Raw genomic sequence first — 21,590 nt, 5'->3', positions numbered from 1 at the left:
CGGTGACCGAGTGAGAAGTCCAAGAGATAGTGCTTCCCTGGACTAGAATCGGGGCTTATGGAACTGCACCAGCTCGAGTACTTCGTGGCCGTGGCCGAAGAAGCCAACTTCACGCGCGCGGCGGCCCGGATGCACGTGGCGCAGCCAGGCGTCAGCGCGCAGATCAAGCGGCTGGAACGCGAGCTGGGGCAGCCGCTGTTCGACCGGTCCGCTCGCGCGGTGCGGCTCACCGACGTCGGCGCCGCCGCCCTGCCGCACGCCCGGGCGGCGCTCGCCGCGGTGGCCGCCGTGCGCGAGACGGTGGCCGAGCACGAAGGTCTGGTCCGCGGGCAGGTGGCGATGGGCATGGTCACGTCGGCGGGGCCGGTCGCGCTGCCCGATTTCCTGGCCGGCTTCGCCGAGCGCTACCCCGGCGTCGAGATCACCTTGGGCGAGGCCAATTCCGACGTGATGGTCGAGGCCCTGCGCGAAGGCCGGCTCGACGTCGCCGTGATCGGCCTCGCCGACGGGGTGCCGGCGGGGCTGACCACGCAGGTCGTGCTCGACGAAGCCGTGGTCGCGGTCGTCACGCCGACCGACCCGTTGGCGGCACTGGACGAGGCCGGTTTCGAGGATCTTTCCGGCCGTGGCCTGATCTGCCTGCCGAAGGGCACCGGTGTGCGCGGGGTGCTCGACCGCGGCTTCGCGACGGCCGGGGTCCACCCGCGCGTGACGATCGAGGCGAGCGACCCCAACGTGCTGGCCCAGCTCGCGATGCGCGGCCTCGGCGTGGCGATCGTGCCGGAATCGCTGGCGCGCTACTACGCCGACGACCTGCACACGCTGCAGCTGCGGCCCCGGCTGCGCGGGCAGCTGGCGCTGGCGTGGCGGGCCGACGGGCCGAGCGGTCCCGCCGCGCGCGCGTTGATCGAGTTCGCCCGCTCGGTGCTCTAGTGGGTGCTGAGCTCGCCGGTGAGCCGGCCGTGCATGCGGGCGCTCGGGGAGTTGAGGCCCACGATCTCCACGGTTTTGCCGCGGGCCTCGTACTTCGTGGTGATCGCGTCGAGCGCCGCCACGGTGGAGGCGTCCCAGATGTGCGCGTCGGTGAGGTCGAGCACCACGTGTTCGGGGTCGCCGGCGTAGTCGAAGCGGGTCACGAGGTCGTTGCTGGAAGCGAAGAACAGCTCGCCGGTGACCGCGTACACGACCTGGCCGCCGTCGGGGTCGACGGCCGCGGTCACCTCGACCAGGCGCGCCACTCGGCGGGCGAAGATGATCATCGCGGTGATCGTGCCGACGACCACGCCGATCGCGAGGTTGCTGGTGGCCACCACCACGGCGACGGTGATGACCATGACCGCGATCTCGCCCGCGGGCATCCGCTTGAGCGTGGCGGGCGCGATGCTGTGCCAGTCGAACGTGCCGAACGCGACGAGCACCATCACCGCCACCAGCGCGGCCATCGGGATGCGCGACACGAGCGGGCCGAACACGATGCACAGGATGATCAGGAACGTGCCGGCCAGAAACGTCGAGAGGCGCGTGCGCGAGCCGGCGGTCTTCACGTTGATCATGGTCTGGCCGATCATCGCGCAGCCGCCCATGCCGCCGAAGACGCCGGTCACCACGTTGGCGATGCCCTGGCCGATCGCCTCGCGGGTCTTGTTCGAGCGGGTGTCGGTGATGTCGTCCACGAGCTGCGCGGTCATCATCGACTCCATGAGCCCGACCAGCGCGAACGCGACCGCGTAGGGCGCGAGCAGGGTGAGCGTGCTCATCGTGAACGGCACGTCGGGCACGCCGGGCGTGGGCAGCGCCGAGGGCAGCGCGCCCTTGTCGCCGACGGTGGGCACGGTGATGCCGGCGGCGATCGTGAGCGCGGTGAGCACGATGATCGAGATCAGCGGCGCCGGCACGACCTTGGTGAGCTTCGGCAGGAAGACCATCAGCAGGAGCCCGCCGGCGAAGAGCGGGTAGACCGGCCAGGGCACGTCGATCAGCGACGGCAGCTGGGCCAGGAAGATCAGGATGGCCAGCGCGTTCACGAAGCCGACCATCACGCTGCGCGGCACGAACCGCATCAGCTTCGCGACACCGAGCGCGCCGAGCACGATCTGGATGAGACCACCGAGGATCACGGTGGCGATGAGGTACCCGAAGCCGTGTTCGCGCGCCAGCGGGGCCACGACCAGCGCGATCGCGCCGGTGGCGGCGGAGATCATGGCCGGGCGGCCGCCGACGATCGAGATCACCACGGCCATCGTGAACGACGCGCTGAGGCCCACGCGGGGGTCCACGCCGGCGATGATGGAGAACGAGATCGCTTCGGGGATCAAGGCCAGCGCGACCACCAGACCGCCGAGCACCTCGATGCGCGCCACCTTCGGCGACAACCACGACGGTTTCCGGATCCACGCCTGCGCCACGACCACGACCTGACTCACTCGGCCCCGGTTCGCTGCCGGGGCGTGACTGCTCCCGGTGGTGGGTATCGGCCCGTTCTGGGAGCGGGCCGCCCCCGATGGCGACTCCTTGTTCACGTTAGATCAGCGTTAAGGGTGGTCTGTGCAGGTCCCCGTGTTAGTGCGGCGGAGATCACGTCTGGTCTTGACCTGGGGTGGCCCGAGTTCTTGACCTGGGGTAAACAGTCGCGTTTCCTTGATCAGGTGGGTGACGTGCTCAAGCAGGCGATGGTGGGCGCCGGGCTGATGGCCGGGAGCGCCAACGTGATCATGCAGCTCGGGCGGCCGCAGGTCGGTTACGGCGTGCTGGAGAGCCGCGTCGAGAGCGGCAACCTTTTCCGGCACCCACTCAAACGCGCGCGCACCACGGGGACGTACCTGGCGGTGGCGACGTTCGGCACGGACGAGGAGCGCCGCGCCTACCGGCGGGCGGTCAACGGGTCGCACGTGCACGTGAAGTCCACTGCGGACAGTCCGGTGCGCTACAACGCCTTCGACCCCGAGCTTCAGCTGTGGGTCGCCGCGTGCCTCTACAAAGGACTCGAGGACGTGCACGCCGCCTTGTTCGGCGGCCCGGCGCCCGAGGAGCTCTACGCCGAGGCCGTGGTGCTCGGCACGACGCTGCAGGTGCGGCCGGAGATGTGGCCGCATGACCGCGAGGCGTTCGCTCGGTATTGGGCCGAAGGGCTCGAGCGGGTGACCATCGACGACCGCACCCGGGCGTACCTGCGGGACATCGCCGAGCTGCGGTTCCTGCCGCAGCCGTTCCCGCTGGTGTTCGGCCGCTTCCACCGGTTCGTGACCACGGGGTTCCTGCCCGCGTGTTTCCGGGCGCACATGAAACTGTCCTGGACCGAACACGATCAGCGAAAGTTCGACCAGTTCATGCGCGTGGTCGGACACGTGGTGCGGCGGCTGCCTCGCGGCGTGCAGCGGTTCCCCTACAACGCGTATCTGCGTGACCTCCGCAAGCGTCGGCGGGCGGGCCGTCCGCTCGTGTGAGGTGGTTGACCGGCGCCCGCGCGGTGGGCGAAGGTGGGTCGATGAGCAGCGACGACGTACGCGAGGGTGTCTCACTGACCAATCTCGACCAGCCGCTGTTCGCCGACGCCGGCGCGACCAAACGCGACCTGGTGGACTACCTCGACGGGGTGTCTTCGCGGCTGCTGCCGGTGTTGCACGACCGGCCGCTGTCGGTGGTGCGCGTGCTGCGCGGGCAGGACGCGTTCATGCAGAAGAACCTGCCGAAGTACACGCCGGATTTCGTGCCGCGCGTGAAGCTGTGGGCCGAGAGCTCGAAGCGGGAAGTCACGTACGCGCTGTGCAACGACCGCCCCACTCTCCTGTGGTTCGGCAACCAACGCGCGATCGAATACCACCCCACGCTGACCGAAGTCGACCACGCCGCGGGCCCGACGCACCTCATCATGGACCTCGACCCCCCGGAGGGCGCGCCGTTCGCCGTGGCCGTCGCCGGCGCGCGCCTGGTCCGCCAGGCCCTGGCCGACGCCGGCCTCGCGGGCGCGCTGAAGACGAGCGGCTCCAAGGGCGTCCACGTGTTCGTGCCCCTGACACCCGGCCAGGCCCACGAGGACGTCGCCGCCGCGACCCGCGCCGTCGCCGCCCGCGCCGAACGCCTCGACCCGGCGCTCGCCACCACCGCCTTCATCCGCGACGACCGCCACGGCAAGGTCTTCCTCGACTCCACCCGCGCCGGCGGCGCCACCGTGGTCGCGGCCTACAGCCCCCGCGTGCGCCCCGGCCTCACCGTGTCGTTCCCCATCCCGTGGTCCGCCGCCGACGACGTCACCCCGCAGGACTTCACCGTCCACACCGCACTCGGTCTACTGGGCGACACCGACCCGTGGTCCGCCGACATGCCCGCACCCCAAGCCCTCCCCGACGACCTCATCGCCGAAGGCCACACCATCCCGATCGCCCGCGTCGCGGCCATGCACGAGGGCAAACGCCGCGCTAAGGCGCGCCGCGAAGCGGGGGACTAGGGCGGGCCCCCGCGCTCGACCATCACCGTGCCGAACACCCGCCGACAAGTCGACAGGTCCAGCTCCTCAGCTGGAACCGTGTCTCGATCAACGCCGCATCCGCAGCACCAAGCCCCCACGACGACGCCGGCGCTGTGAACTCCGCCAGCGGCGAACACCGCGGTGTCCACGACGCGGCAGGCGACCAGGGCAGCGCCAGCCGACCTCGTGCTTGTCCATCACCGTGTTGAACGCTCGCCGACAAGTTCGGTTCCGGGCTTCCTCGACCGCAGCGGATGCCCAGCGCTGGAAGCATGTCTGCGTCAATGCCGCGCTATTGACCCCGAGCTCACGGCCCTGCTGCACGTCACGCGGTGAAGCCGTGGACCTCGAACGCCATGGCGTCCACGGCGCACCGGGCGATTAGGGCAGCGCCAGCAAGTCCTCGTGCTCGACCACCACCGAATCGAGCACCCGCCGATAAGTCGACAAATCCAGGCCCGGATTCTCCTCCTCCGCAGCGGAAACCCACCCCTGGAACCACGTCTCGATCAACGCCGCGTCCTCCGCGCCCAACCGCCACGGTGTCGCCGCGCGGTGCACCGTGAAGCCGCGCGCCGCGAACTCCGCGGCTGCGAACGCCACGGCCTCCGGGCCGAGCCGGTCGTCGCGGCGTTGGTGTGCGTTGAACGCCGCCCCCACCGCATCGTCGAGCGGGTGCGGCGGGGTGAGCGCGACCTGGCCCACCACCGACAACGTGAGCAGCGCCGGCACCCGAGCGCCGGCGCAGGCGTCGACCAGGCGGCGGATCTCGTCCGCCGTGAACAAGTCCAGTAGTGCCGACGCCGTGACCAGCGAGGTGTCGGAGAGGTCGTCGGCGGTGAGGCGGGTGACGTCGAGCACCGAGCCGGTCGCGTCGGGCACGCCGGCGACGGCGAGGCGCACCAAGCCGGGGTCCTGGTCGTGCAGGATCCAGCGCTGCGGGTGCGGCAGCCGGCCCGTGAGCCAGCGGCTCATGGAACCGGTGCCGCACCCCAGATCGCGCACCACGACGGGCGTCGGCAGCGCCAGGGTGTCCACAAGGGACGACGAGCGGGCGCGAGCGTCGGCGGGTTCGCGCAGCCGCAGCCACTCCGGGGCGTAGCCGGAAGCGTCCACAGTGGTCATCGGGTTCTCACAGGGACCGCTCGTACCCGGCCGAAGCCACGTGCGATTCGTTCAACGTCACCGAAATCCCCGACAGGCCGTGGGCGCCTTCACCGAGCTCACCGGCGTGCACCAGGTCGGCGAGCCGGTCGGCGATCACCTTCGCCAGGTACTCGGTGGAGGTGTTGATGCCCTTGAACTCGGGCACCTCGTCGAGGTTGCGGTAGTTGAGGTCGGCCAGCACGGCGCCGAGCTGCTGGGTGGCGAGGCCGATGTCGACGACGATGTTGTCGGCGTCGAGGTCGGTGCGGCGGAAGGTGGCGTCGACGACGAACGTGGCGCCGTGCAGTTTCTGCGCCGGGCCGAACACCTCGCCGCGGAAGCTGTGGGCGACCATGATGTGGTCGCGGACGGTGACGCTGAACAAGGGTTTCTCCTTAGCGAATCAGGGATACACGATCCGGTGCGCGAGCCCCGGCAGGTCCCCGCCGGCGAGGCGGGAGATGAGGTCCGGCAGGTCTTCGAACGCGGTCTCGCCGGTCACGAGCACGTCGAACGCCGGGTCGGCGAGCAGCCGCAGCGCGGTGGCCATGCGGTCGCCGTAGGTGCGCCGCGCCGAGCGGGCGGGGGAGACCGTGCCCACCTGGCTGCTGCGGATGGTGAGGCGCCGCGAGTGGAAGTTCTCGCCGAGCGGCACGCTCACGCGGCGGTCGCCGTACCAGCTCAGGTCCACCACGGTCGCCTCGCGGCCGAGCAGCTCCAGCGACCGCGCGAGGCCCGCGTCCGATGCGCTGGCGTGCACCACGAGGTCGAGGTCGCCCTCGGCTTCGTCCGGCCGCACGTACCGGATGCCGAACGCGTCCGCGACCTTCGCCCGAGCCGGATCGGTGTCCACGAGCTGCACGTCGACGCCCGGGAAACGGGACAGCAGCCCCGCGACGCTGCTGCCGACCATCCCGGCGCCGACCACCGCGATGCGGTCGCCCACGAGCGGCGCGGCGTCCCACAGCGCGTTCACGGCCGTCTCGACTGTGCCCGCGAGGATGGCGCGCCCGGCCGGCACGTCGTCGGGCACCACGGTGACCGCCGACGCCGGCACCACGAACTCGGTCTGGTGCGGGAACAGGCTGAACACCGTGCGCCCGACCAGCTCGTCCGGCCCCGCTTCGACGCGCCCGACGTTGAGGTAGCCGTACTTCACCGGGAACGGGAAGTCGCCCTCCTGGAACGGTGCGCGCATCACGTCGCGCTGGCTCTCGGGCACGCCGCCGCGCAGCACCAAACTTTCCGTGCCGCGGCTCATGCCGGTGAAAAGCGTCCTGACCAGCACTTCGTCCGGTCCAGGCGCCGGAATCTCGGCCGCCCGGATCTCGCCGGTTCCGGCGGATTTGAACCAGAAGGCCTGTCCCGTACGTGTCATGGATGTCCTCCTCTGCCGCGAGATCGAGGCGATATGGCTGTCACCACCAGTACACGATCACGTTCCACCGTGGGTTCACTCGTTCGGCAGCAGGCCGCGGGTGCCGGAGCCCAGGTGGCGTTGCTGGGCGTGCTCGCCCTGACCGTCGGCCTCGGTGCCGCCGGCTGGGCCGCGGGCCTGGCCTTCACCGTCGGCCTGTGGGCCCTGCTCGCGGGTGCCGCGCGCAAGGCCGGTGCCCGGTCGCTCGGCCCCGCCGACCACGTCACGCTCACCCGCGCCATCCTCATCGGTGGTGTCACGGCCCTCGTCGCGGACCACCTGAACGGGGGAACACCGCTCGCCGTGCTCGTGCCGCTGGCCTCGGTCGCGCTGGCCCTCGACGCCGTCGACGGCCAAGTCGCCCGCCGCACCGGCACGTCGTCCGCGCTCGGCGCCCGCTTCGACATGGAGTCCGACGCCTTCCTCATCCTCGTGCTCAGCGTGCTCGCCGCGGGCAAATTCGGCTACTGGGTGCTTGCGATCGGCCTGATGCGCTACGCCTTCGTCGCCGCTTCGTGGGCCCTGCCGTGGCTCAACGGCGCGCTGCCGCCCAGCCGGGCGCGCAAGGTCGTCGCCGCGCTGCAGGGCGTTCTGCTGGTAGCCGCGGGGTCGAGTCTGCTGCCGCACTTCGCGGGCCTGGCCGCGGCGGTCGTCGCGCTGGCCACGCTCGTGTGGTCCTTCGGGCGCGACATCCTCTGGCTGCACCGCGCTCACCGGGCCGAGCTCGCGGCCGCTTCCGCACCCCGTGTCGTCCACCAGACCTGCGTCGTGAAGCCCCGCCCGTACCACCGCCGCGCCCGTCACCTGGCGACCCGCAACCCGTAGCCGAAGAGACGCGGATCACGATCCCGGACTGCCCGGTTTTCCCCTCGCCCCATGGCCTTGCGGGTACTCACCGCAGGGCAGGTCGGCGCTGCCCCCGCGCATCCCCGTGACCGCTCGACGGCAACGGCGACGAGATGGACCCCACGTGGTTCCGCATGCCCGACCCGTTCGTCTCCCTCGGCGCGGTGGCCGCGGTGACCGAGCGGCTCAAGGTGGTGCTCGCCGTGACGCTGCTGGTGCAACGCGATCCGATCGTGTTCGCGAAGGAAGCCGCGACGCTCGACGAACTCTCCGGCGGCCGCCTGATCGTGGGTGTCGGCGCCGGCAACGTGCTCGACGAACTGCAGAACCACGGGGTCGCCCCGGCCGAGCGCGGCAAGGTCCTCGACGAGCGCATCGACGCCGTGAAGCGGCTGTGGACCGAGGAAAAGGCCGAGTACCACGGTTCCTACGTCGACTTCGACCCGGTTTACAGCTGGCCCAAGCCCGTGCAGCGGCCGCACCCGCCGATCTACATCGGCGGCTGGAGCAAGGCGGCCGCGCGGCGCACCGTCGAGCGGGGCGACGGGTGGCTCGCGCCGCCCCTGCCCGCCGACGCCATGCGGGCCTTCACCGAGGAGCTGCGCGAGCGCGCGGGCCACCCCGTGCCCGTCACGGTCACCTACACCCCGACCGACGCCGGCGTGATCCGCGCGTACGAGGAGCTCGGCGTGGAGCGCGTCGCGCTGATCCTGCCCACGCTCTCGCGCGACGAGTCGCTGGCCGAGCTGGACAAGCTCGCCGCGTTCGTGGCGAAGTACTGAGGGGCGACGCGATGGAGACCGTGCGGTTGAGCAAGCACATCGCCGCGGATCCGGATGTGGTGTGGGCCCGGATCGCGGACTTCCACAACGTCCACACCTGGTTCCCCGCGACGAAGTCCTGCGAACCGGCGCCGGGGCTCGTCGACACGCGGCGGGTGACCACCGAAACCGGTGCCGTCGCGCTCGAAGAGCTCGTGGAGTCGTCGATGAGCACGCGCACCCAGCGCTGGCGGATCCTCGGCGACAACGGGCCGATCCGGAACTACGAAGCCGCGTTCGTCGTCCGCGCCGAGCCGGCCGGCGGGGCCGTCGTCGAGTACACGGCCGGCTTCACCGCCCCGGACGGCGTGCGCCCGTTCGTCGAAGCCACTTTCCAGGCGGCGCTCGACAATCTGGCCTCACTCCTCGCCGACGGTTAGCTTCGCCGCCATCCGTTCGACGTCCGCGGTGCGCCCGTGCGCCTGGAACAGTTCGCGCGCCCGGGCCCACACCTCCCGGGCGGCCGCCGCGTCGCCGAGCGTGGCGTGGGTGTCGCCGAGGTTCGCGAGGATCACGGGCTCGTCGTAGGCGTCTTCGGTGTCGCGGGCGAGCGCGAGGGCCGCGCGGTAGTGCGCCAGCGCCTGTTCGTGCTCGCCGAGCGCGGAGGCGATGTAGCCGAGGCTGTCGAGCGTCACGGTTTCCGCGCGGCGGTGGTCGTGTTCGCGGCACAGCACCAGTGCCCGTTCGCAGTGCGCGCGGCCTTCGGCCAGGCGGCCGAGCTGCGCGGAGTACCAGCCGAGGGTGTTGAGCGCGTCGGCCTCGCGCAGGCCGTTGCCGGTGGCGCGGTAGTGCTCGAGCGCTGCCGACGTGTGGTGCAGGGCGCCGTCGAAGTCCCCGCTCTGGCCGAGCGTCCAACCGAGTGCGCGGGAGGCGTCGGCGGTCAGATCCGGTTGCCGGGCAAGGGAAAGTGCCGACCGCAGGTGGCGCAACGCCTCGAGGTAGGACCCGGTGCGGGTGTGCGCCGTACCGAGGTACATCGCCGCGATGGCCTGGGCCTCCAGGTCGCCGAGCGCGTGCGCCGCCGCCAGCCCGGCCTGCCACGCGCCGAGGTCTTCGGCGAGCCGGCCGTGGATCACGTGGTAACCGCTCACGCACCACGCCAGCCGCCACACGTCCGCGTGCGCGCCGCGTTGCACGGCGGAATCGAGGGTGGCGCGGAGGGTGTGCTGCTCGTCGTCGAACCAGCGCGTGGCGGCGCGGCGGTCGTCGAGGCGCAGCGGGGCCACGCTTTCCGGTAGCTCGATCGACTGGCGTTCCGGCCGCAGCAACCGGTTCGCGACGCCGGCCGTGTGCAGCAGGAAGTCGGTGAAGCGGCGCAGCGCACCGGCGCGTTCGGAAGCGGTCACGAGCTCGTCGGCGTAGAGCCGCAGCAGGTCGTGCATCCGGTAGCGGCCGGGCAGGTGCTCCTGCAGCAGGTGCGCGTCGACGAGCCGGCGCAGCACCGCGCGGGGCCGGGCCAGGTCCGCGAGCGCACCCGCGCCGGCGAGGCTCACGTCCGGGCCCGGCACGGAGCCGAGCAGCCGGAACACTCGTTGCGCTTCGGCGTCGAGAGCCGCGTACGACCACGAGAACACCGCGCGGACGTTCGTGGCCAGGTCACCGGCGTCGAGCGCGTCGAGCCGGGCCGACGCGTCCGCGAGCTCGCGCGCCAGCACCTCCAGGCGGAACCGCGGGGTGGCCCCGGCCCGGCTCGCGACCACGCTGATCGCCAGCGGCAGGCCGCCGCACCAGCGCACGAGGTCGTCGACCGCCGCCGGCTCCGCGGCCACGCGCCGGTCGCCGAGGTGGCGCGTGAGCAGTTCGCGCGCCTCGGGTTCTTCCAGCTGTGCCAGGTCCAGCAGCTGCGCTCCGCGCACGCCGAGGCCGCCGAGCCGGTGCCGGCCGGTGATCAGCACGGTGCACGTGTCGCTGCCTGGCAGCAGCGGCTCGACCTGGGCCGCGTCGCGCGCGTTGTCAAGGACCACGAGCAGTCGCCGCCCCGCGACGAGGCTGCGGTACAGCGCGAAGCCACCTTCAGGGCCGGCCGGCACGGCCGCGGGTGCGACGCCCAGCGCGTCGAGGAAGTACCGCACCACCACTTCCGGACGCAGGGGCGCACCAGCCGGGTCGAAGCCGCGCAGGTTCACGTACAGCTGGCCGTCGGGGAAGCGCGCGACGTTGCGATGAGCCCACCGCAAGGCGAGCGACGTCTTGCCGATGCCACCGGCGCCGCCGATCGCGGAGATCACGACCGTGCCCGAGCCGCCGGCCATCGCGGTGTCGAGCTCGGCCAGCTCGGCGTCGCGCCCGACGAACCACCGCGGCGGCGCGGGCAGCTGGCGCGGCACGGGGGTGTCGCGCGGTGGGCTGAGCTCCGGGTCGGTGGTGAGGATGCGCCGGTGCAGCTCGCGCAGCGCGGGACCGGGGTCGGCGCCGAACTCGTCGGCGAGCCGGCGGCGGATCCGGTCGTACTCCTCGAGCGCGCCCGCCTGCCGCCCGGCGCGGTAGCGGGCGAGCATCAGCTGGCCGGCGATCCGCTCGTCGAGCGGGAAGGCCGCAGCGCGCTGGGCCGCAGCGGTGAGCACGGCGTTGTGCTCACCGAGGCGCAGCGCGAGGTCGGTGCGGTCGAGCTGCGCGGACAGGCGTTCGGCTGCGAGCGTGTCGCGCACCGCGTCCGCCCACGGGGTGTCGAGACCGGCGAAGGCGTCGTCGCGCCACAGCGCGAGGGCTTCGTCGAACAGTTCTGGCTGCTGCCGTTCGCGGGCGCGCGCCACGAGCGCACGGAACCGCAGCACGTCCACGCTCTCGGGTGGCGCGGTGAGTACGTAACCGCTGGGGCCGTGCTTGATCCCGACGCCGTCGGCCGCGGCGAGCGTGCGGCGCAGCCGGGACAGGTAGCTGGCGAGCAGCCGGGGCGCGCGGTACGGCGGCTGGTCGGCCCACACCCGTTCGACGAGCCGCTCGGTGGACACGGGCCGGTTGGCGTCGGCGAGGAGCGCGGCGAGCACCCAGCGCTGCCGCGCGTGCCCGAGGTCCACGGGCTCGCCGTCGAGGTGGGCCTCGACGGCGCCGAGCAAGCCGAACCTGACCTTGGTCATGGCCCATGCTTACCGCACCCGGGCCGTCGGGTGCGACCGGGAATCCCGCGTGACCTGCGTGTTCCCCGATCCGGAGAAATTTTTCGAACTCACGTGAACCGAACACGGACCCAGCCCCGTGTCACGGGCAAGAGCGGCTCCGGACGGTCCGAGAGCCCCGGTCGAACCCCGATGGAGTTCCCATGTTTCGCAAGCAAGCCCTGTTTCTTGCTGCCTTCGTGACGGCGGGCGCCGCCCTGCTCTCGGCTTGCGGCAGCCAGAACGACGGCATCCCGGCCGCCGCGCCCGGCACCTCCGCGGGCTCGGCCGTGGACGCCGGCAACGCCGGTGGCCTCGACCTGCTGAGCGGCACTGCCCGCAGCAACAACGCCGCCCGCGACACCGGTGACCTCGCCCCGGCCAGCGCGCCGGCCGACGTGCGCACCAAGTGGGTTTCGCTGCGCGCCGGCAAGGCGGGCAACCTGAACCCGGTCGTGATCAACGGTGCCGGCATGACGATCTACCGCTTCGACAACGACTCCCCGAAGCCGCCGAAGTCCACTTGCAACGGTGACTGCGAGAAGAAGTGGCCGCCGGTGAAGGTCACCAAGGGCACCAAGGTGTTCATCGCCGGCATCAAGAAGTCCGCGATCGGCGTGGTGAAGCGCGACGACGGCTCGCTGCAGCTCACGATCGGCAACTGGCCCGCGTACACCTTCTCCGGTGACAAGAACCCGGGTGACACCAACGGCGAGGGCGTCGGCGGCACCTGGTTCGGCATGAGCCCCAGCGGTGGCAAGGTGCTCGACGGCTCGCAGTCCTCGACCACCCCGCCGCCCCCGGCGACCGGTGCCAAGGCCGCGACCAGCACGATCCTGTTCGACGACGCGTTCTTCGGTGACAACGGTGCCTCGCAGGGCCTCTCCCTCGGTGCCGGTGACGACGCCTGCCAGAACCTGGCCCGCCCCGGCGTGACTTCCTCGCTCACCACCGACGGTGCGCTGAAGATCTGGACCGGCAAGAACTGCACCGGCAAGTCCATGGTCGTCGACGACGACGTGAAGGACCTCTCGGCGCTCGGCTTCGACGACGCCATCCAGTCCGTCCACTTCGGCGCCTGATTTACTTCGAGCCGGTGCGGCCAGCAGGCCGCACCGGCTCTTTTTCCTTGGAGGAGCTATGACTTCGCGGTTCACGTGGGTGGCGACGCTGGTCGTGGGCGCCGTGCTGGTGGCCGGGTGCACCACGGCCGTCCAGGGCAGCGCGGGCGTCGACCGGCCCGACCCGGCCAAGGTCGCCGGCCTCGCCATCACCGACGGTCCGAGCGGCCCGAAGGCGGGCGTCGCGGACACCGACCTGCCCGTGGCGAACACCGACGGCGGCGCGATCGACAAGCTCGCCGCCAACGCCGTGGCCGACGTGCAGCAGTACTGGACCGAGCAGCTGCCGGAGAACTTCGGCAAGGACTACAAACCCGTGGGGCAGCTCATTTCCTACGACTCGCGCGGCCAGGGCCTGAACCTGTGCGGCTCGAGCACCGCCGGCCTCGTGAACGCGTTCTACTGCCCCTCCGGCGATCTCGTCGCCTGGGACCGCGGCGAGCTCCTGCCGATGCTGAACGACTCGTTCGGCCCGATGTCCGTGGTCGCCGTGCTCGCGCACGAGCTGGGCCACGCTGTGCAGACGCGCCTGGGCCTGAGCCCCAACACGCCGTCGATCGTGAAGGAACAGCAGGCCGACTGCTACGCCGGCACGTTCTTCCGCTGGGTCGCCGAAGGGAACTCCCCGCACTTCCAGGTGTCCACCGGCGCGGGCCTCAACCAGATCATGGCCACCCTCTTCTTCATCCGCGACTCGGCCGGCTCGAGCTTCGACACCGCCGGTGCCCACGGCAGCGCCTTCGACCGCGTGTCCGCCTTCCAGTTCGGCTTCACCGACGGCCCGAAACGCTGCGCCGCCATCGACAATGCCGAAGTCGTGAGCCGCACGAGCCAGCTCCCCTTCTCCACCAAGGACCTCGACACGGGCGACGGCAAGGGCAACCTCGACGTGGACGACTCGTCGAACCTGCAGGACCTCGAAACGACCCTGCGCGCCGCGTTCCCCAAGGGCGCGCCGAAGCTCACCTCCGGCCAGACGGCGTGCTCCGACGCCCGCGTCACCTCGCCCGCGGCCTACTGCCCCTCGACCGACACGGTGTCCGTGGACCTCACCGCCCTGCGCCGCATCGGCACCCCGCCGGCCCGCGGCTCCACCGGCGGCCTCGGCGACTTCGCCGCGTTCGCCGAGGTGGCGTCCCGGTACGCGCTGGCGGTGGAGAAGGCGTACGGCCTGCCCCTGAACACGCCGGCCACGGGCCAGCTCACGTCGTGCCTCACGGGCCTCTGGGCGGGCACGCTGACGCCGGACAAGAAGGCCGCGCTGGAGCTTTCGCCGGGCGACCTGGACGAGGCCATCGCCGAACTGCTGTCTCCGAAGAGCGTGATCGCGTCGGACCCGTCGGGTACCACGGTTCCGTCGGGTTTTGCCCGCGTGGAGGCGTTCCGCGACGGGTTCACCTCTCCGACGGTCGCCACGTGCACGAGCAAGTACGGCGGCTGATCCCGGTGTCGAACGGCCCTCTCCCGACTCGGGGGAGGGCCGTTTTGCTGGGGCTCAGCCGTATTGTGGCGCCTCGGCTGTCGCGTTGAGGGCGGTCACCACCGCTCGCTCTTCGAAGTCGAAATGGGCCTCCAATTCATTCGCGAGCCCGTCGAGCTCCCTCCTCAGCTCCTTCGGATCGTCCTGGCCCGGCACAAAACTCTCGACGAGCACCTGGATCGACTTCTGCAGCCGCGCCACGACCTCGTGCTGCGCGGCGAGCTGCGCCACGGCGGGCGCGAGTGCCGGAAACTGTTCGGCCAACGGCGGAAACACCACGCGGTCCTCGCCGGTGTGATGCCGGCTCAGCGCGGTGCAGAAGCTGAGACAGTGCCCGCGCATCTGCTGCGCAAGATTCGCCTCCGGCCGGTTGATGGCCGTCGCCGCGCCCACCACGACCTGGTCCACCTGCTCCCGCAGCGTCCGCAGCTCCTCACGCAGCCACCCGTGCACCTCGACGAGCCAGTCACCGAGGCCCTTCACCCGCTCCTCGCCAGGCTCGGCTGCGATGCGGTGCAGCACGATCACGGGGATCTGCCGCGCCGTTCTGGCCTGGTGGCCAGCAAACCCCGGAGCCTCGGCGACCACTTGGGCGAACAGCTTGTCGCGCACTTCGCCCTGCGGAATCGCGGCGATCGCCCGATAGGTGCTCTTGCCGGTTTCGACGGTGACGATCGGGTTCTTGCGAATGTTGTGATACCAGGCGGGATGGTGGTCCGCACCATTGGCTGAGGCCACGACAACGCCGTTGCCGCCGATTTCCAGGTACCCGAGAAGGGCTTCCCGCGGTTGACCCGTTCTGGCGCCGATCGTGGTCAGCACCGCCAGGGTCCAGCCTTCGAACATCCCGGTCAGCCGGCCGTCGTTGGCCCTGAACTCGGCGATGACTTGGCGCTGGAAGGCGTCTATTTGCTTGTGGTGCGCGCTCACGTGGTTCCTTTCGGTATTCCGGAAGGAGGTCGTGGCACAGGATCGAAAAATACCCCGCAGACCTGAGCATGGCGCAGCGATCCCGGGCGAGGGATCAACGAACTGCGAGAGACGGAGATTCCGATCTCTGTGCTGGCTGGTTAGCCGCTACCTCCATGCATAGGCCCATACGGGGCTCACCGCGAAGTTAACACGGGGTCCGTGAGGCTGCCAAGGCCGACCGGGCTCGGGAAGCCCTGCCTGGCGCCGCCCGTTCTCCTGCCCCCGAATTCGGTGTGACCCGCGCCGCGTGACGGGCGGTGGTATGACAAAGTGGGGAGACGAGCGAGGAACGGGGTAAACGTGACCTACTCTCCTGGCGGGGCTCCGGTCGGGATCGACCCGACGATGCCCTCCACCGCGCGGGTCTACGACGCGGCACTGGGCGGCAAGGACAACTACGCGGCCGACCGCGAGCTGCTCGACCGGATGATCCGGGACGTGCCCGAGGTCATCGAGATGGCGCGCATGAACCGCGCCTTCCTGATCCGCGCGTGCCGCTTCCTCGCTGACAACGCCGGCATCCGCCAGTTCATCGACTGCGGCTCCGGTCTGCCCACGGCGGAAAACGTGCACCAGGTAGTGCAGCGCGTGAACAACGACGCCACGGTGGTCTACACCGACAACGACCCCACCGTGCTCGCCCACGGCCGCGTGCTCCTGCTCGACAACGAGCAGACGCACATCATCGGCGCCAACGTGTTCCACCCCGCCGAGGTCCTGGACAACCCCGAAGTCCGCGGCGCCATCGACTTCACCCAGCCCGTGGCCCTCCTGCACCTCGCCGACCTGCACTTCTACCCCGACGACCCGGCCGAGCTCATGGCCCGCTACCTGGACGCGCTGCCGTCCGGGTCGTTCGTCGTGGTCTCGCACTGCATGGACCCGGAGAACGAGCACAGCCACGTCGCGCGCAAGTTCGAGGAGATCTACAAGGCATCCTCGGGCTCACCCCTGTTCCGCACGCGCGCCGAGATCGAGCGCATCCTGCCCCCGACGATGGAACTGATCACGCCCGGCTGGGTCATCCCCGGCGAGTGGTGGCCGGACGGCCCCACACTGAAGCAGTGGACCGCCGGGGAGCAGTGCGTCCTGGCCGCGGTGGCCCGCAAGCCCTGACGGCTCAGGTGCGCATCGGGGCGATTTCGAAGTTCTTGGTCATGAATCGCCAGAATGGCTTCACTGCCTCGGGACTCGGCTGGTAGATCCTGTCGTCGTACCCGGTGAACGACCGGTGCTCGACGAACACCCCACCGGCCCCGACCTCCCCGACGACGGCGCCCGCACCACGACGTACGCCAGTCGCCGGACGCTGGCCGCGGCGTGACGATCAGGTTGTGCATCGAGGTGCACGCCGCCAGCCGATCCGCTCCTCCGCAGGCGATGACGCTGTCCACGATGTCCGCCATGTGCCGGAATGAGTCGTGTGCGTCTCCCATTTCCGTGAAGGACGCCGCGATGTCGTCCCACGGTCTCGGGCGGAACTCACCGTGCCAGGTCCTGGAGTTCATGAGCATGGTGCCGAGTCTGCGGTGGGGTTGCGCGGTTGGCAGTTCCAGCGCGCTGATTCACCGCCGCTCGCTGGCCAAGCCATCGTGATGATCACCGACGCGATCGAGGCCCGCTACCAGGCGCGGCGGAACCAGCCTGGTCATCGGCCACCCCGGCCACCCCTTCACCTCCGACTCGAAGGCGTACCTGCTGCCGAAAGGAGGTCCTTTGGCTGCGTTGGTGAACGAGTGGCTGAAGATCGCGCTGGACGAGAGAACCGTCAGGCGCCTCCACAACCAGGCGATGGCGTGACGGCTGAGTCAGTCCGTCATCTCGGCGAGGAACTCTTGAGTCTCCGGGTCTTCCGAAAACACCGCCGTGCCTCGCATTCCCCGGGTGAGCAACACTTTGTAGGTGTTCTTGATCAACGCCGAAAAGTGCAGATCATCTGCCTTTCTGACCGCCGGGTCTTTCGACGCGCTGCGGTTGGGCACCCACATCCCTTCTCGGCGAACGAGGTCCGTGCCGAAGATGACGCCGGACCAGTCGTACTCGAAGCCCTGCGCGGTGTAGATGCAGCCGACCTGGTCGAAACCACGGGAGTCGGTGGCCCAGAAGGCCGAGCTCGGTACGCCCGGAACGTTCTTCGTTCGCTCGGCCTTGGCGTTCCAGGGCCGACTCCAGCCGTCGATCACGACGTCGTCGACCAGGTAGGGGCCGTCGTCGCCGTTCCGCGGGTCGCTCCACGGCCAGCAGAACCCGGCGGCGAGCCGTGCCGTACCGCCGTGGTGGTCTTCCTGTGCCAGCACCCAGGACTCGAGTGCTCGTGGTGAGTCGGCGGCGGTCAGCATGATGCCGCGGTCGAGCGGGCCGGAGAGCTTGCTCCACGCGATCGGGGGCTCGGAGGTGCCCAGGCCCAGCAACCGCGCCACCCACATGTCGTACGACGGCGAACCGCCACACCGAAGCTGGTCTTTGAGGTGAACCACCTCGACCTCGCAGCCCAGAGCGTTGGCCGCTTCGGTGATTTCCCGCAGCGATCCCATTTCGCCGGGTCTCACCGTCTGGTGCTCGTCGAGCAGGAAGACCGGAACGTGGGCGACGTTGATCAGCTCGTTGATCTGCCTGTCGGCTCGCGCCCGCTGCTCGGCCTTGGTGTACTGCGTAGTTCCCTTTTCCCGGATGCGGTGGGCTTCGTCGCAGATCAGCACTTCGAGTTCTCTGGGTTCACAGCCGACGTAGGTGTTGAAGTACTTGAACAATCCTTTGGTGCGAGTGCTCCGGTGGCCGGCGTACTTGCGCATGGTTTCGGTGAACGACTTCGAACCCGTCGCGTGGTGAACGCCATACCCTCGTCGCGCGAGCTCGCCCAGCAGGCTTAACGCGATCACGCTCTTCCCTGAGCCCGGCCCGCCCTCGACGATCACGACGGTGTGTGTCCGTGCTGCCCGTGCTCGTTCGACGGCCTGCATCACCAGTTCATAGGCGATCTTCTGGTCGTCCAGCAGGACGAACTGCTCCCGGTCCTGGATCTCTGCGGATGCGTGCGCCAGAAGCGGCTTCGTGGGCCGATGTGCGTAACCCAGGAACTCATCGCCCGCAGCACGGTTGACTCGTGCTTCGGCAGCAGGGTCAAGAAGGCTGCGGAGGTGCTCGGTGAGCTTTCCACGGTCGTCCATCGTGAACATGCGCCCGTAGGTCGTCGCGGGCCGTTGCAGCAGTGTCGCCACGTCCGCTCGGCGCGCGTTGTGGAGGTAGGCCAAGCCGTGCACGGCGTTCGGTCGATCGACGAGTGCCGGCGTGTGGTCCACGAAGTACTCGCAATAGCCGCGCACCTGTTCGGCCGGGTGGAGATGCTTGCCTGGTAGACCAGGCACGTTCAGCACCTCGGCGAGGTAGAGCTCGGCTCTCGACCACTGTTTGAGCTCCACGAACACGAAGGTGCTCTCACCCGTCCGGGGGTGCGTGCCACACAAGACGGCGTCGATCCGCTGCCGGCTGTGCGGCAGCTGGTGCTCGAGAAGCACTTCGACATCACCCAAGCCGGCGCCGACCAAGTCCTGCAAGAGCGCAGGCAGGCTCTTGTTCCACGCGTCGAACTCGCCGCGCGACGTGCCGGTGCCAAACGTGTATCCGAACTGGTCGCGCAAGCGTTCGTGCAGCCCACCTGCCTGCGCTTCGGCGAGAAGATCGGTCGCGCAACCGCGAACGAGAGCCACTGAATCCCCCAAGAAGGCGTGCGTCATCGACGACGGTTCTGGGGGCATCGACGAGGCTTCGCCTCGGTGCCCGACGGTCCGCGTCCCCCACCGTAGTCGATCGACATCGGTGAACTTCCGAAACGAAGGCCTGGCCTTCGAGTTAATACCTAACGTAAGGTCTACACCTGATTCGGGGTCACCCGAACGTGCGACAGGGGAGGTCGTACTTGCTTTCGGATACTGCGGAGAACTTCGCGAACGCGGATACCGAGCACGTGATTCGTGAGCTCGCCCGGAGGGCGAGGGTGCCGTACTCGCGCGGGGTCAACACCGGACAGCTCGGCGCGTGGCGCAACAGCCTTCCTGCGCTGTTCGACCTGTTGGTAGGCATCGGGTTGGGGCATCTGCAGGTGATTCTCGAGTTCGGGTTGCCGTACAGCCCGATGCGGGTGGACGCGGTGCTGTGCGGCATCGCCCCTGATTCCGGCCGGCGATCCTATGCGTTCGTTGAGCTGAAGCAGTGGTCGCGTCCGAAGCTCGTCGCTCCCGGGCTGGTCGACCCGATTCCGGGACGCGACCGCTCGCGGGCCTGGCAGCCCGAGCTGCACCCGGCTGAACAGGTACGGCGATATTGCCAGTACGCGCTGGACTTCACCCCCTCCCTGGCTCGGACGCCCGACGCGGTGAAGGGCCTGGCTTACCTGCACAACGCCAACCGCACGGAATCCTGGACCCTGGACGACTTCGACTTCGACGACTTCGGTCAGCTGTACACGAAGGACCAGCTCGGTGACCTCGTGTCGGACTTGTACTCGCTGTTCGACGACGACCCTGCGACGGAGAGTGCGGCTCGAGAAGCTGGTGGTTGGCTCGACGAGGCCAAAAAGACGCCGGGTGGCTCGTTCCTGAAGACCGCCGCGGCGGCGCTGGCCGGTCGCGAAGGATTTCTCCTGCTGGACGCGCAGAAGGTCGCGTATGATCTCGTGCTCCAGGCTGTTGAACGCGCTGACCGCAGTGGGTCCGGCGGCGCCTGGAACAAGACGGTCGTGGTGGTGAGAGGTGGTCCTGGCTCGGGCAAGAGCGCCATCGCCGTGGCGTTGATGAGTGCGCTCGCCGGGCGCCAGGGCAAGGTCCTGCACGCGACAGGGTCCAAGGCGTTCACGGAGACCTTGCGTAAGGCAGTCATCGGCGGAGGCCCTCGAGCAGGCGAACTCTTCAAGTACTTCAACGACTTCCGAGGGTGGACGCGGGACGCCCTAGATGTGCTGGTCTGCGACGAGGCCCACCGCATCCGCGACGACGTGCCGCGAGACCGGTGGAACAAGTGGCCTCCCCAGGTCGCGCGACTGATCGACGTCGCCAAAGTTCCGGTGTTCTTGCTGGACGACCACCAGGCGGTGCGCCCTCGCGAATCCCAGACGGCGCAGCAGATCGTCGAGGTGGCACACGACCGAGGGTGTCACGTCGAGGAAATCCGGCTCGACGGCCAGTTTCGCTGTGGCGGCTCGCGCCACTTCGACGAGTGGGTCCTTCGGCTGCTCGGCATCGCCGACGGTGCCCCCGTCCGCTGGTCGGACTTGGTGGACGGTACTGACGACGAATACGTGGTCAGTTCGGCCGTCTCACCTGACGCCCTCGAGAACTGGCTGTTGCGGCAGTCGAGGGCCTTCGGTGGTACGGCGAGGATCGCTGCCGGCTTCTGCTGGGACTGGAGCGACCCGGTGCGCAAGGACGGCAAGTACCAACCAGTGGTCGACGTCCAGATCGGCGGGTGGCGCCGACCTTGGAACATCAAGCAGGGGCGAGAGGCCGAAGGCTATCCGTCCGCGTCGTATTGGGCGACAGACCCCGCGGGCTGGGGGCAAGTGGGGTGTATCTACACGGCCCAGGGTTTCGAGTACGACTGGGCCGGCGTCATCTTCGGCGAGGATCTCGTTGTCCGCGACGGGCGCTGGGTCGCTCGGAGAGACAAGTCCCGTGACACGTCGGTGAACGGGACTCAGTCCGAGGAGTTCGACAGGCTGGTCCGCAACACCTACAAGGTCCTGATGACCCGCGGCCTGCAAGGTACGTGTCTCTGTTCGGTGGATCCGGAGACCGCTGAGTTCCTGCTGAAGTATTCCGGCTGACCTGTGGTTGCCGTCCTGGGGCCAAGCGATGGCTGCCTGACGACCGTTCACCGCGCATACACCAGCATCCACCGAAATGAATATGCCGATCGGGACCGCGGCATATGCGGGAAATGGTGGGGCGTCCGACTGTTGTTACTCGGCCACGCAGGGTTGAGTCAGCAGCTACCCCACGCGATCAACGCTGGTGATGCGCCTCGCCCAGTCGGGCGCAGGTGTTTACCGGTGGGAACAGCGGCGCGGGGACGCGCTGGGAAAAGCCCAGGCCGACGGCCGCGGACAGACGCGCGCGGCGTTGCCAGAGGGGTTCGCCTGGATACACTGCACGCACAGATGCACATGCATTCAACCGTGCAGCAGGCTCTCACCCAGCGGAAACCGGGAGAAGCGAAAACGGAGAAAGAACGCG

Annotated in this window: 17 protein-coding genes; 10 read left to right on the top strand and 7 right to left on the bottom strand. The window is 69.6% G+C overall.

Going from position 1 to position 21,590, the window contains the following annotated elements; genetic code table 11:
- The first annotated feature begins 57 nt into the window (after positions 1-57).
- Positions 58-933 carry a LysR family transcriptional regulator gene (locus VSH64_RS31740; RefSeq protein ID WP_326566430.1) on the top strand — a complete coding sequence of 292 codons (876 nt, stop codon included), beginning with the start codon at positions 58-60 and terminating at the stop codon, positions 931-933.
- Here the strand turns inward: VSH64_RS31740 and VSH64_RS31735 are convergent.
- On the bottom strand, positions 930-2,423 hold the full coding sequence (locus VSH64_RS31735; RefSeq protein ID WP_326566429.1) for a SulP family inorganic anion transporter: 1,494 nt from the start codon (positions 2,421-2,423) through the stop codon (positions 930-932). The genes VSH64_RS31740 and VSH64_RS31735 overlap by 4 nt on opposite strands.
- Positions 2,424-2,669: 246 nt before the next feature.
- Between VSH64_RS31735 and VSH64_RS31730 the strand changes: the two genes are divergently transcribed.
- Both VSH64_RS31730 and VSH64_RS31725 read left to right on the top strand, forming a co-directional pair.
- Positions 2,670-3,443, top strand: coding sequence for an oxygenase MpaB family protein (locus VSH64_RS31730; protein ID WP_326838074.1), 774 nt, complete (start codon positions 2,670-2,672; stop codon positions 3,441-3,443).
- Between the two features lie 41 nt (positions 3,444-3,484).
- Entirely contained in the window at positions 3,485-4,444 is a 960-nt protein-coding gene (locus VSH64_RS31725; RefSeq protein WP_326566428.1) for a DNA polymerase domain-containing protein, read from the top strand.
- Between the two features lie 402 nt (positions 4,445-4,846).
- Here the strand turns inward: VSH64_RS31725 and VSH64_RS31720 are convergent, their stop codons facing one another.
- From VSH64_RS31720 to VSH64_RS31710, 3 genes are read right to left on the bottom strand one after another with little or no spacing between them, the layout of a single operon-like run.
- Complete coding sequence (locus VSH64_RS31720) at positions 4,847-5,590, bottom strand: class I SAM-dependent methyltransferase (RefSeq protein WP_326566427.1); 744 nt, start codon at positions 5,588-5,590, stop codon at positions 4,847-4,849.
- 7 nt (positions 5,591-5,597) lie between these two features.
- Positions 5,598-5,996: a 6-pyruvoyl trahydropterin synthase family protein gene (locus VSH64_RS31715; protein WP_326566426.1), complete on the bottom strand. Its 399-nt coding sequence runs from the start codon at positions 5,994-5,996 to the stop codon at positions 5,598-5,600.
- Positions 5,997-6,014: 18 nt separating this feature from the next.
- A complete protein-coding gene (locus VSH64_RS31710; protein WP_326566425.1) occupies positions 6,015-6,989 on the bottom strand; it encodes a zinc-dependent alcohol dehydrogenase in 975 nt (324 codons plus the stop codon).
- Between the two features lie 69 nt (positions 6,990-7,058).
- Here VSH64_RS31710 and VSH64_RS31705 point away from each other — a divergent pair, with 69 nt between their 5' ends.
- The 3 genes from VSH64_RS31705 (at position 7,059) to VSH64_RS31695 (ending at position 9,075) form a co-directional block, all read left to right on the top strand.
- Positions 7,059-7,853 (top strand): CDP-alcohol phosphatidyltransferase family protein, encoded by a 795-nt coding sequence (locus tag VSH64_RS31705; protein WP_326566424.1) that lies wholly within the window; start codon positions 7,059-7,061, stop codon positions 7,851-7,853.
- Positions 7,854-7,987: 134 nt separating this feature from the next.
- Positions 7,988-8,656, top strand: coding sequence for an LLM class F420-dependent oxidoreductase (locus VSH64_RS31700; protein WP_326566423.1), 669 nt, complete (start codon positions 7,988-7,990; stop codon positions 8,654-8,656).
- An 11-nt stretch (positions 8,657-8,667) separates the two neighbouring features.
- A complete protein-coding gene (locus VSH64_RS31695) occupies positions 8,668-9,075 on the top strand; it encodes an SRPBCC family protein (protein WP_326566422.1) in 408 nt (135 codons plus the stop codon).
- Here the strand turns inward: VSH64_RS31695 and VSH64_RS31690 are convergent.
- Positions 9,055-11,772, bottom strand: coding sequence for an AfsR/SARP family transcriptional regulator (locus VSH64_RS31690; RefSeq protein WP_326566421.1), 2,718 nt, complete (start codon positions 11,770-11,772; stop codon positions 9,055-9,057). The genes VSH64_RS31695 and VSH64_RS31690 overlap by 21 nt on opposite strands.
- A 182-nt stretch (positions 11,773-11,954) precedes the next feature.
- On the opposite strand from VSH64_RS31690, the gene VSH64_RS31685 reads away from it, so the two are divergent.
- Together VSH64_RS31685 and VSH64_RS31680 are read left to right on the top strand one after the other, a co-directional pair.
- A complete protein-coding gene (locus VSH64_RS31685) occupies positions 11,955-12,872 on the top strand; it encodes a hypothetical protein (protein ID WP_326566420.1) in 918 nt (305 codons plus the stop codon).
- Between the two features lie 58 nt (positions 12,873-12,930).
- The gene (locus tag VSH64_RS31680; RefSeq protein WP_326566419.1) at positions 12,931-14,352 is read left to right on the top strand and encodes a neutral zinc metallopeptidase; all 1,422 of its coding nucleotides are present in this window, start codon (positions 12,931-12,933) and stop codon (positions 14,350-14,352) included.
- A gap of 54 nt (positions 14,353-14,406) precedes the next feature.
- On the opposite strand, the gene VSH64_RS31675 is transcribed toward VSH64_RS31680, so the two are convergent.
- Complete coding sequence (locus tag VSH64_RS31675) at positions 14,407-15,321, bottom strand: nitroreductase/quinone reductase family protein (RefSeq protein ID WP_326566418.1); 915 nt, start codon at positions 15,319-15,321, stop codon at positions 14,407-14,409.
- Positions 15,322-15,663: 342 nt separating this feature from the next.
- Between VSH64_RS31675 and VSH64_RS31670 the strand changes: the two genes are divergently transcribed.
- Positions 15,664-16,479, top strand: a complete 816-nt coding sequence (locus VSH64_RS31670) for an SAM-dependent methyltransferase (protein WP_326566417.1) — start codon at positions 15,664-15,666, stop codon at positions 16,477-16,479.
- 692 nt (positions 16,480-17,171) lie between these two features.
- Here VSH64_RS31670 and VSH64_RS31665 read toward each other — a convergent pair.
- Positions 17,172-19,097 carry a DUF2075 domain-containing protein gene (locus VSH64_RS31665; RefSeq protein ID WP_326566416.1) on the bottom strand — a complete coding sequence of 642 codons (1,926 nt, stop codon included), beginning with the start codon at positions 19,095-19,097 and terminating at the stop codon, positions 17,172-17,174.
- Between the two features lie 260 nt (positions 19,098-19,357).
- Between VSH64_RS31665 and VSH64_RS31660 the strand changes: the two genes are divergently transcribed.
- Positions 19,358-21,181 carry a DNA/RNA helicase domain-containing protein gene (locus VSH64_RS31660; RefSeq protein WP_326566415.1) on the top strand — a complete coding sequence of 608 codons (1,824 nt, stop codon included), beginning with the start codon at positions 19,358-19,360 and terminating at the stop codon, positions 21,179-21,181.
- Positions 21,182-21,590 lie beyond the last annotated feature (409 nt).

This window comes from Amycolatopsis rhabdoformis (assembly GCF_035918295.1).
Classification (GTDB): Bacteria; Actinomycetota; Actinomycetes; order Mycobacteriales; family Pseudonocardiaceae; genus Amycolatopsis; species Amycolatopsis rhabdoformis.
The sequence above is the reverse complement of the archived record's forward strand: the minus strand, read 5'-3'. Positions and strand labels throughout refer to the sequence as shown.

What these genes read in the sequence shown, in the direction of transcription:
- VSH64_RS31740 (WP_326566430.1), top strand. Translation starts at nt 58, where the DNA reads ATGGAACTGCACCAGCTCGAGTACTTCGTGGCCGTGGCCGAAGAAGCC.
- VSH64_RS31730 (WP_326838074.1), top strand. Translation starts at nt 2,670, where the DNA reads ATGGTGGGCGCCGGGCTGATGGCCGGGAGCGCCAACGTGATCATGCAG.
- VSH64_RS31725 (WP_326566428.1), top strand. Translation starts at nt 3,485, where the DNA reads ATGAGCAGCGACGACGTACGCGAGGGTGTCTCACTGACCAATCTCGAC.
- VSH64_RS31720 (WP_326566427.1), bottom strand. Translation starts at nt 5,590, where the DNA reads ATGACCACTGTGGACGCTTCCGGCTACGCCCCGGAGTGGCTGCGGCTG.
- VSH64_RS31710 (WP_326566425.1), bottom strand. Translation starts at nt 6,989, where the DNA reads ATGACACGTACGGGACAGGCCTTCTGGTTCAAATCCGCCGGAACCGGC.
- VSH64_RS31700 (WP_326566423.1), top strand. Translation starts at nt 7,988, where the DNA reads ATGGACCCCACGTGGTTCCGCATGCCCGACCCGTTCGTCTCCCTCGGC.
- VSH64_RS31695 (WP_326566422.1), top strand. Translation starts at nt 8,668, where the DNA reads ATGGAGACCGTGCGGTTGAGCAAGCACATCGCCGCGGATCCGGATGTG.
- VSH64_RS31690 (WP_326566421.1), bottom strand. Translation starts at nt 11,772, where the DNA reads ATGACCAAGGTCAGGTTCGGCTTGCTCGGCGCCGTCGAGGCCCACCTC.
- VSH64_RS31685 (WP_326566420.1), top strand. Translation starts at nt 11,955, where the DNA reads ATGTTTCGCAAGCAAGCCCTGTTTCTTGCTGCCTTCGTGACGGCGGGC.
- VSH64_RS31680 (WP_326566419.1), top strand. Translation starts at nt 12,931, where the DNA reads ATGACTTCGCGGTTCACGTGGGTGGCGACGCTGGTCGTGGGCGCCGTG.
- VSH64_RS31665 (WP_326566416.1), bottom strand. Translation starts at nt 19,097, where the DNA reads ATGACGCACGCCTTCTTGGGGGATTCAGTGGCTCTCGTTCGCGGTTGC.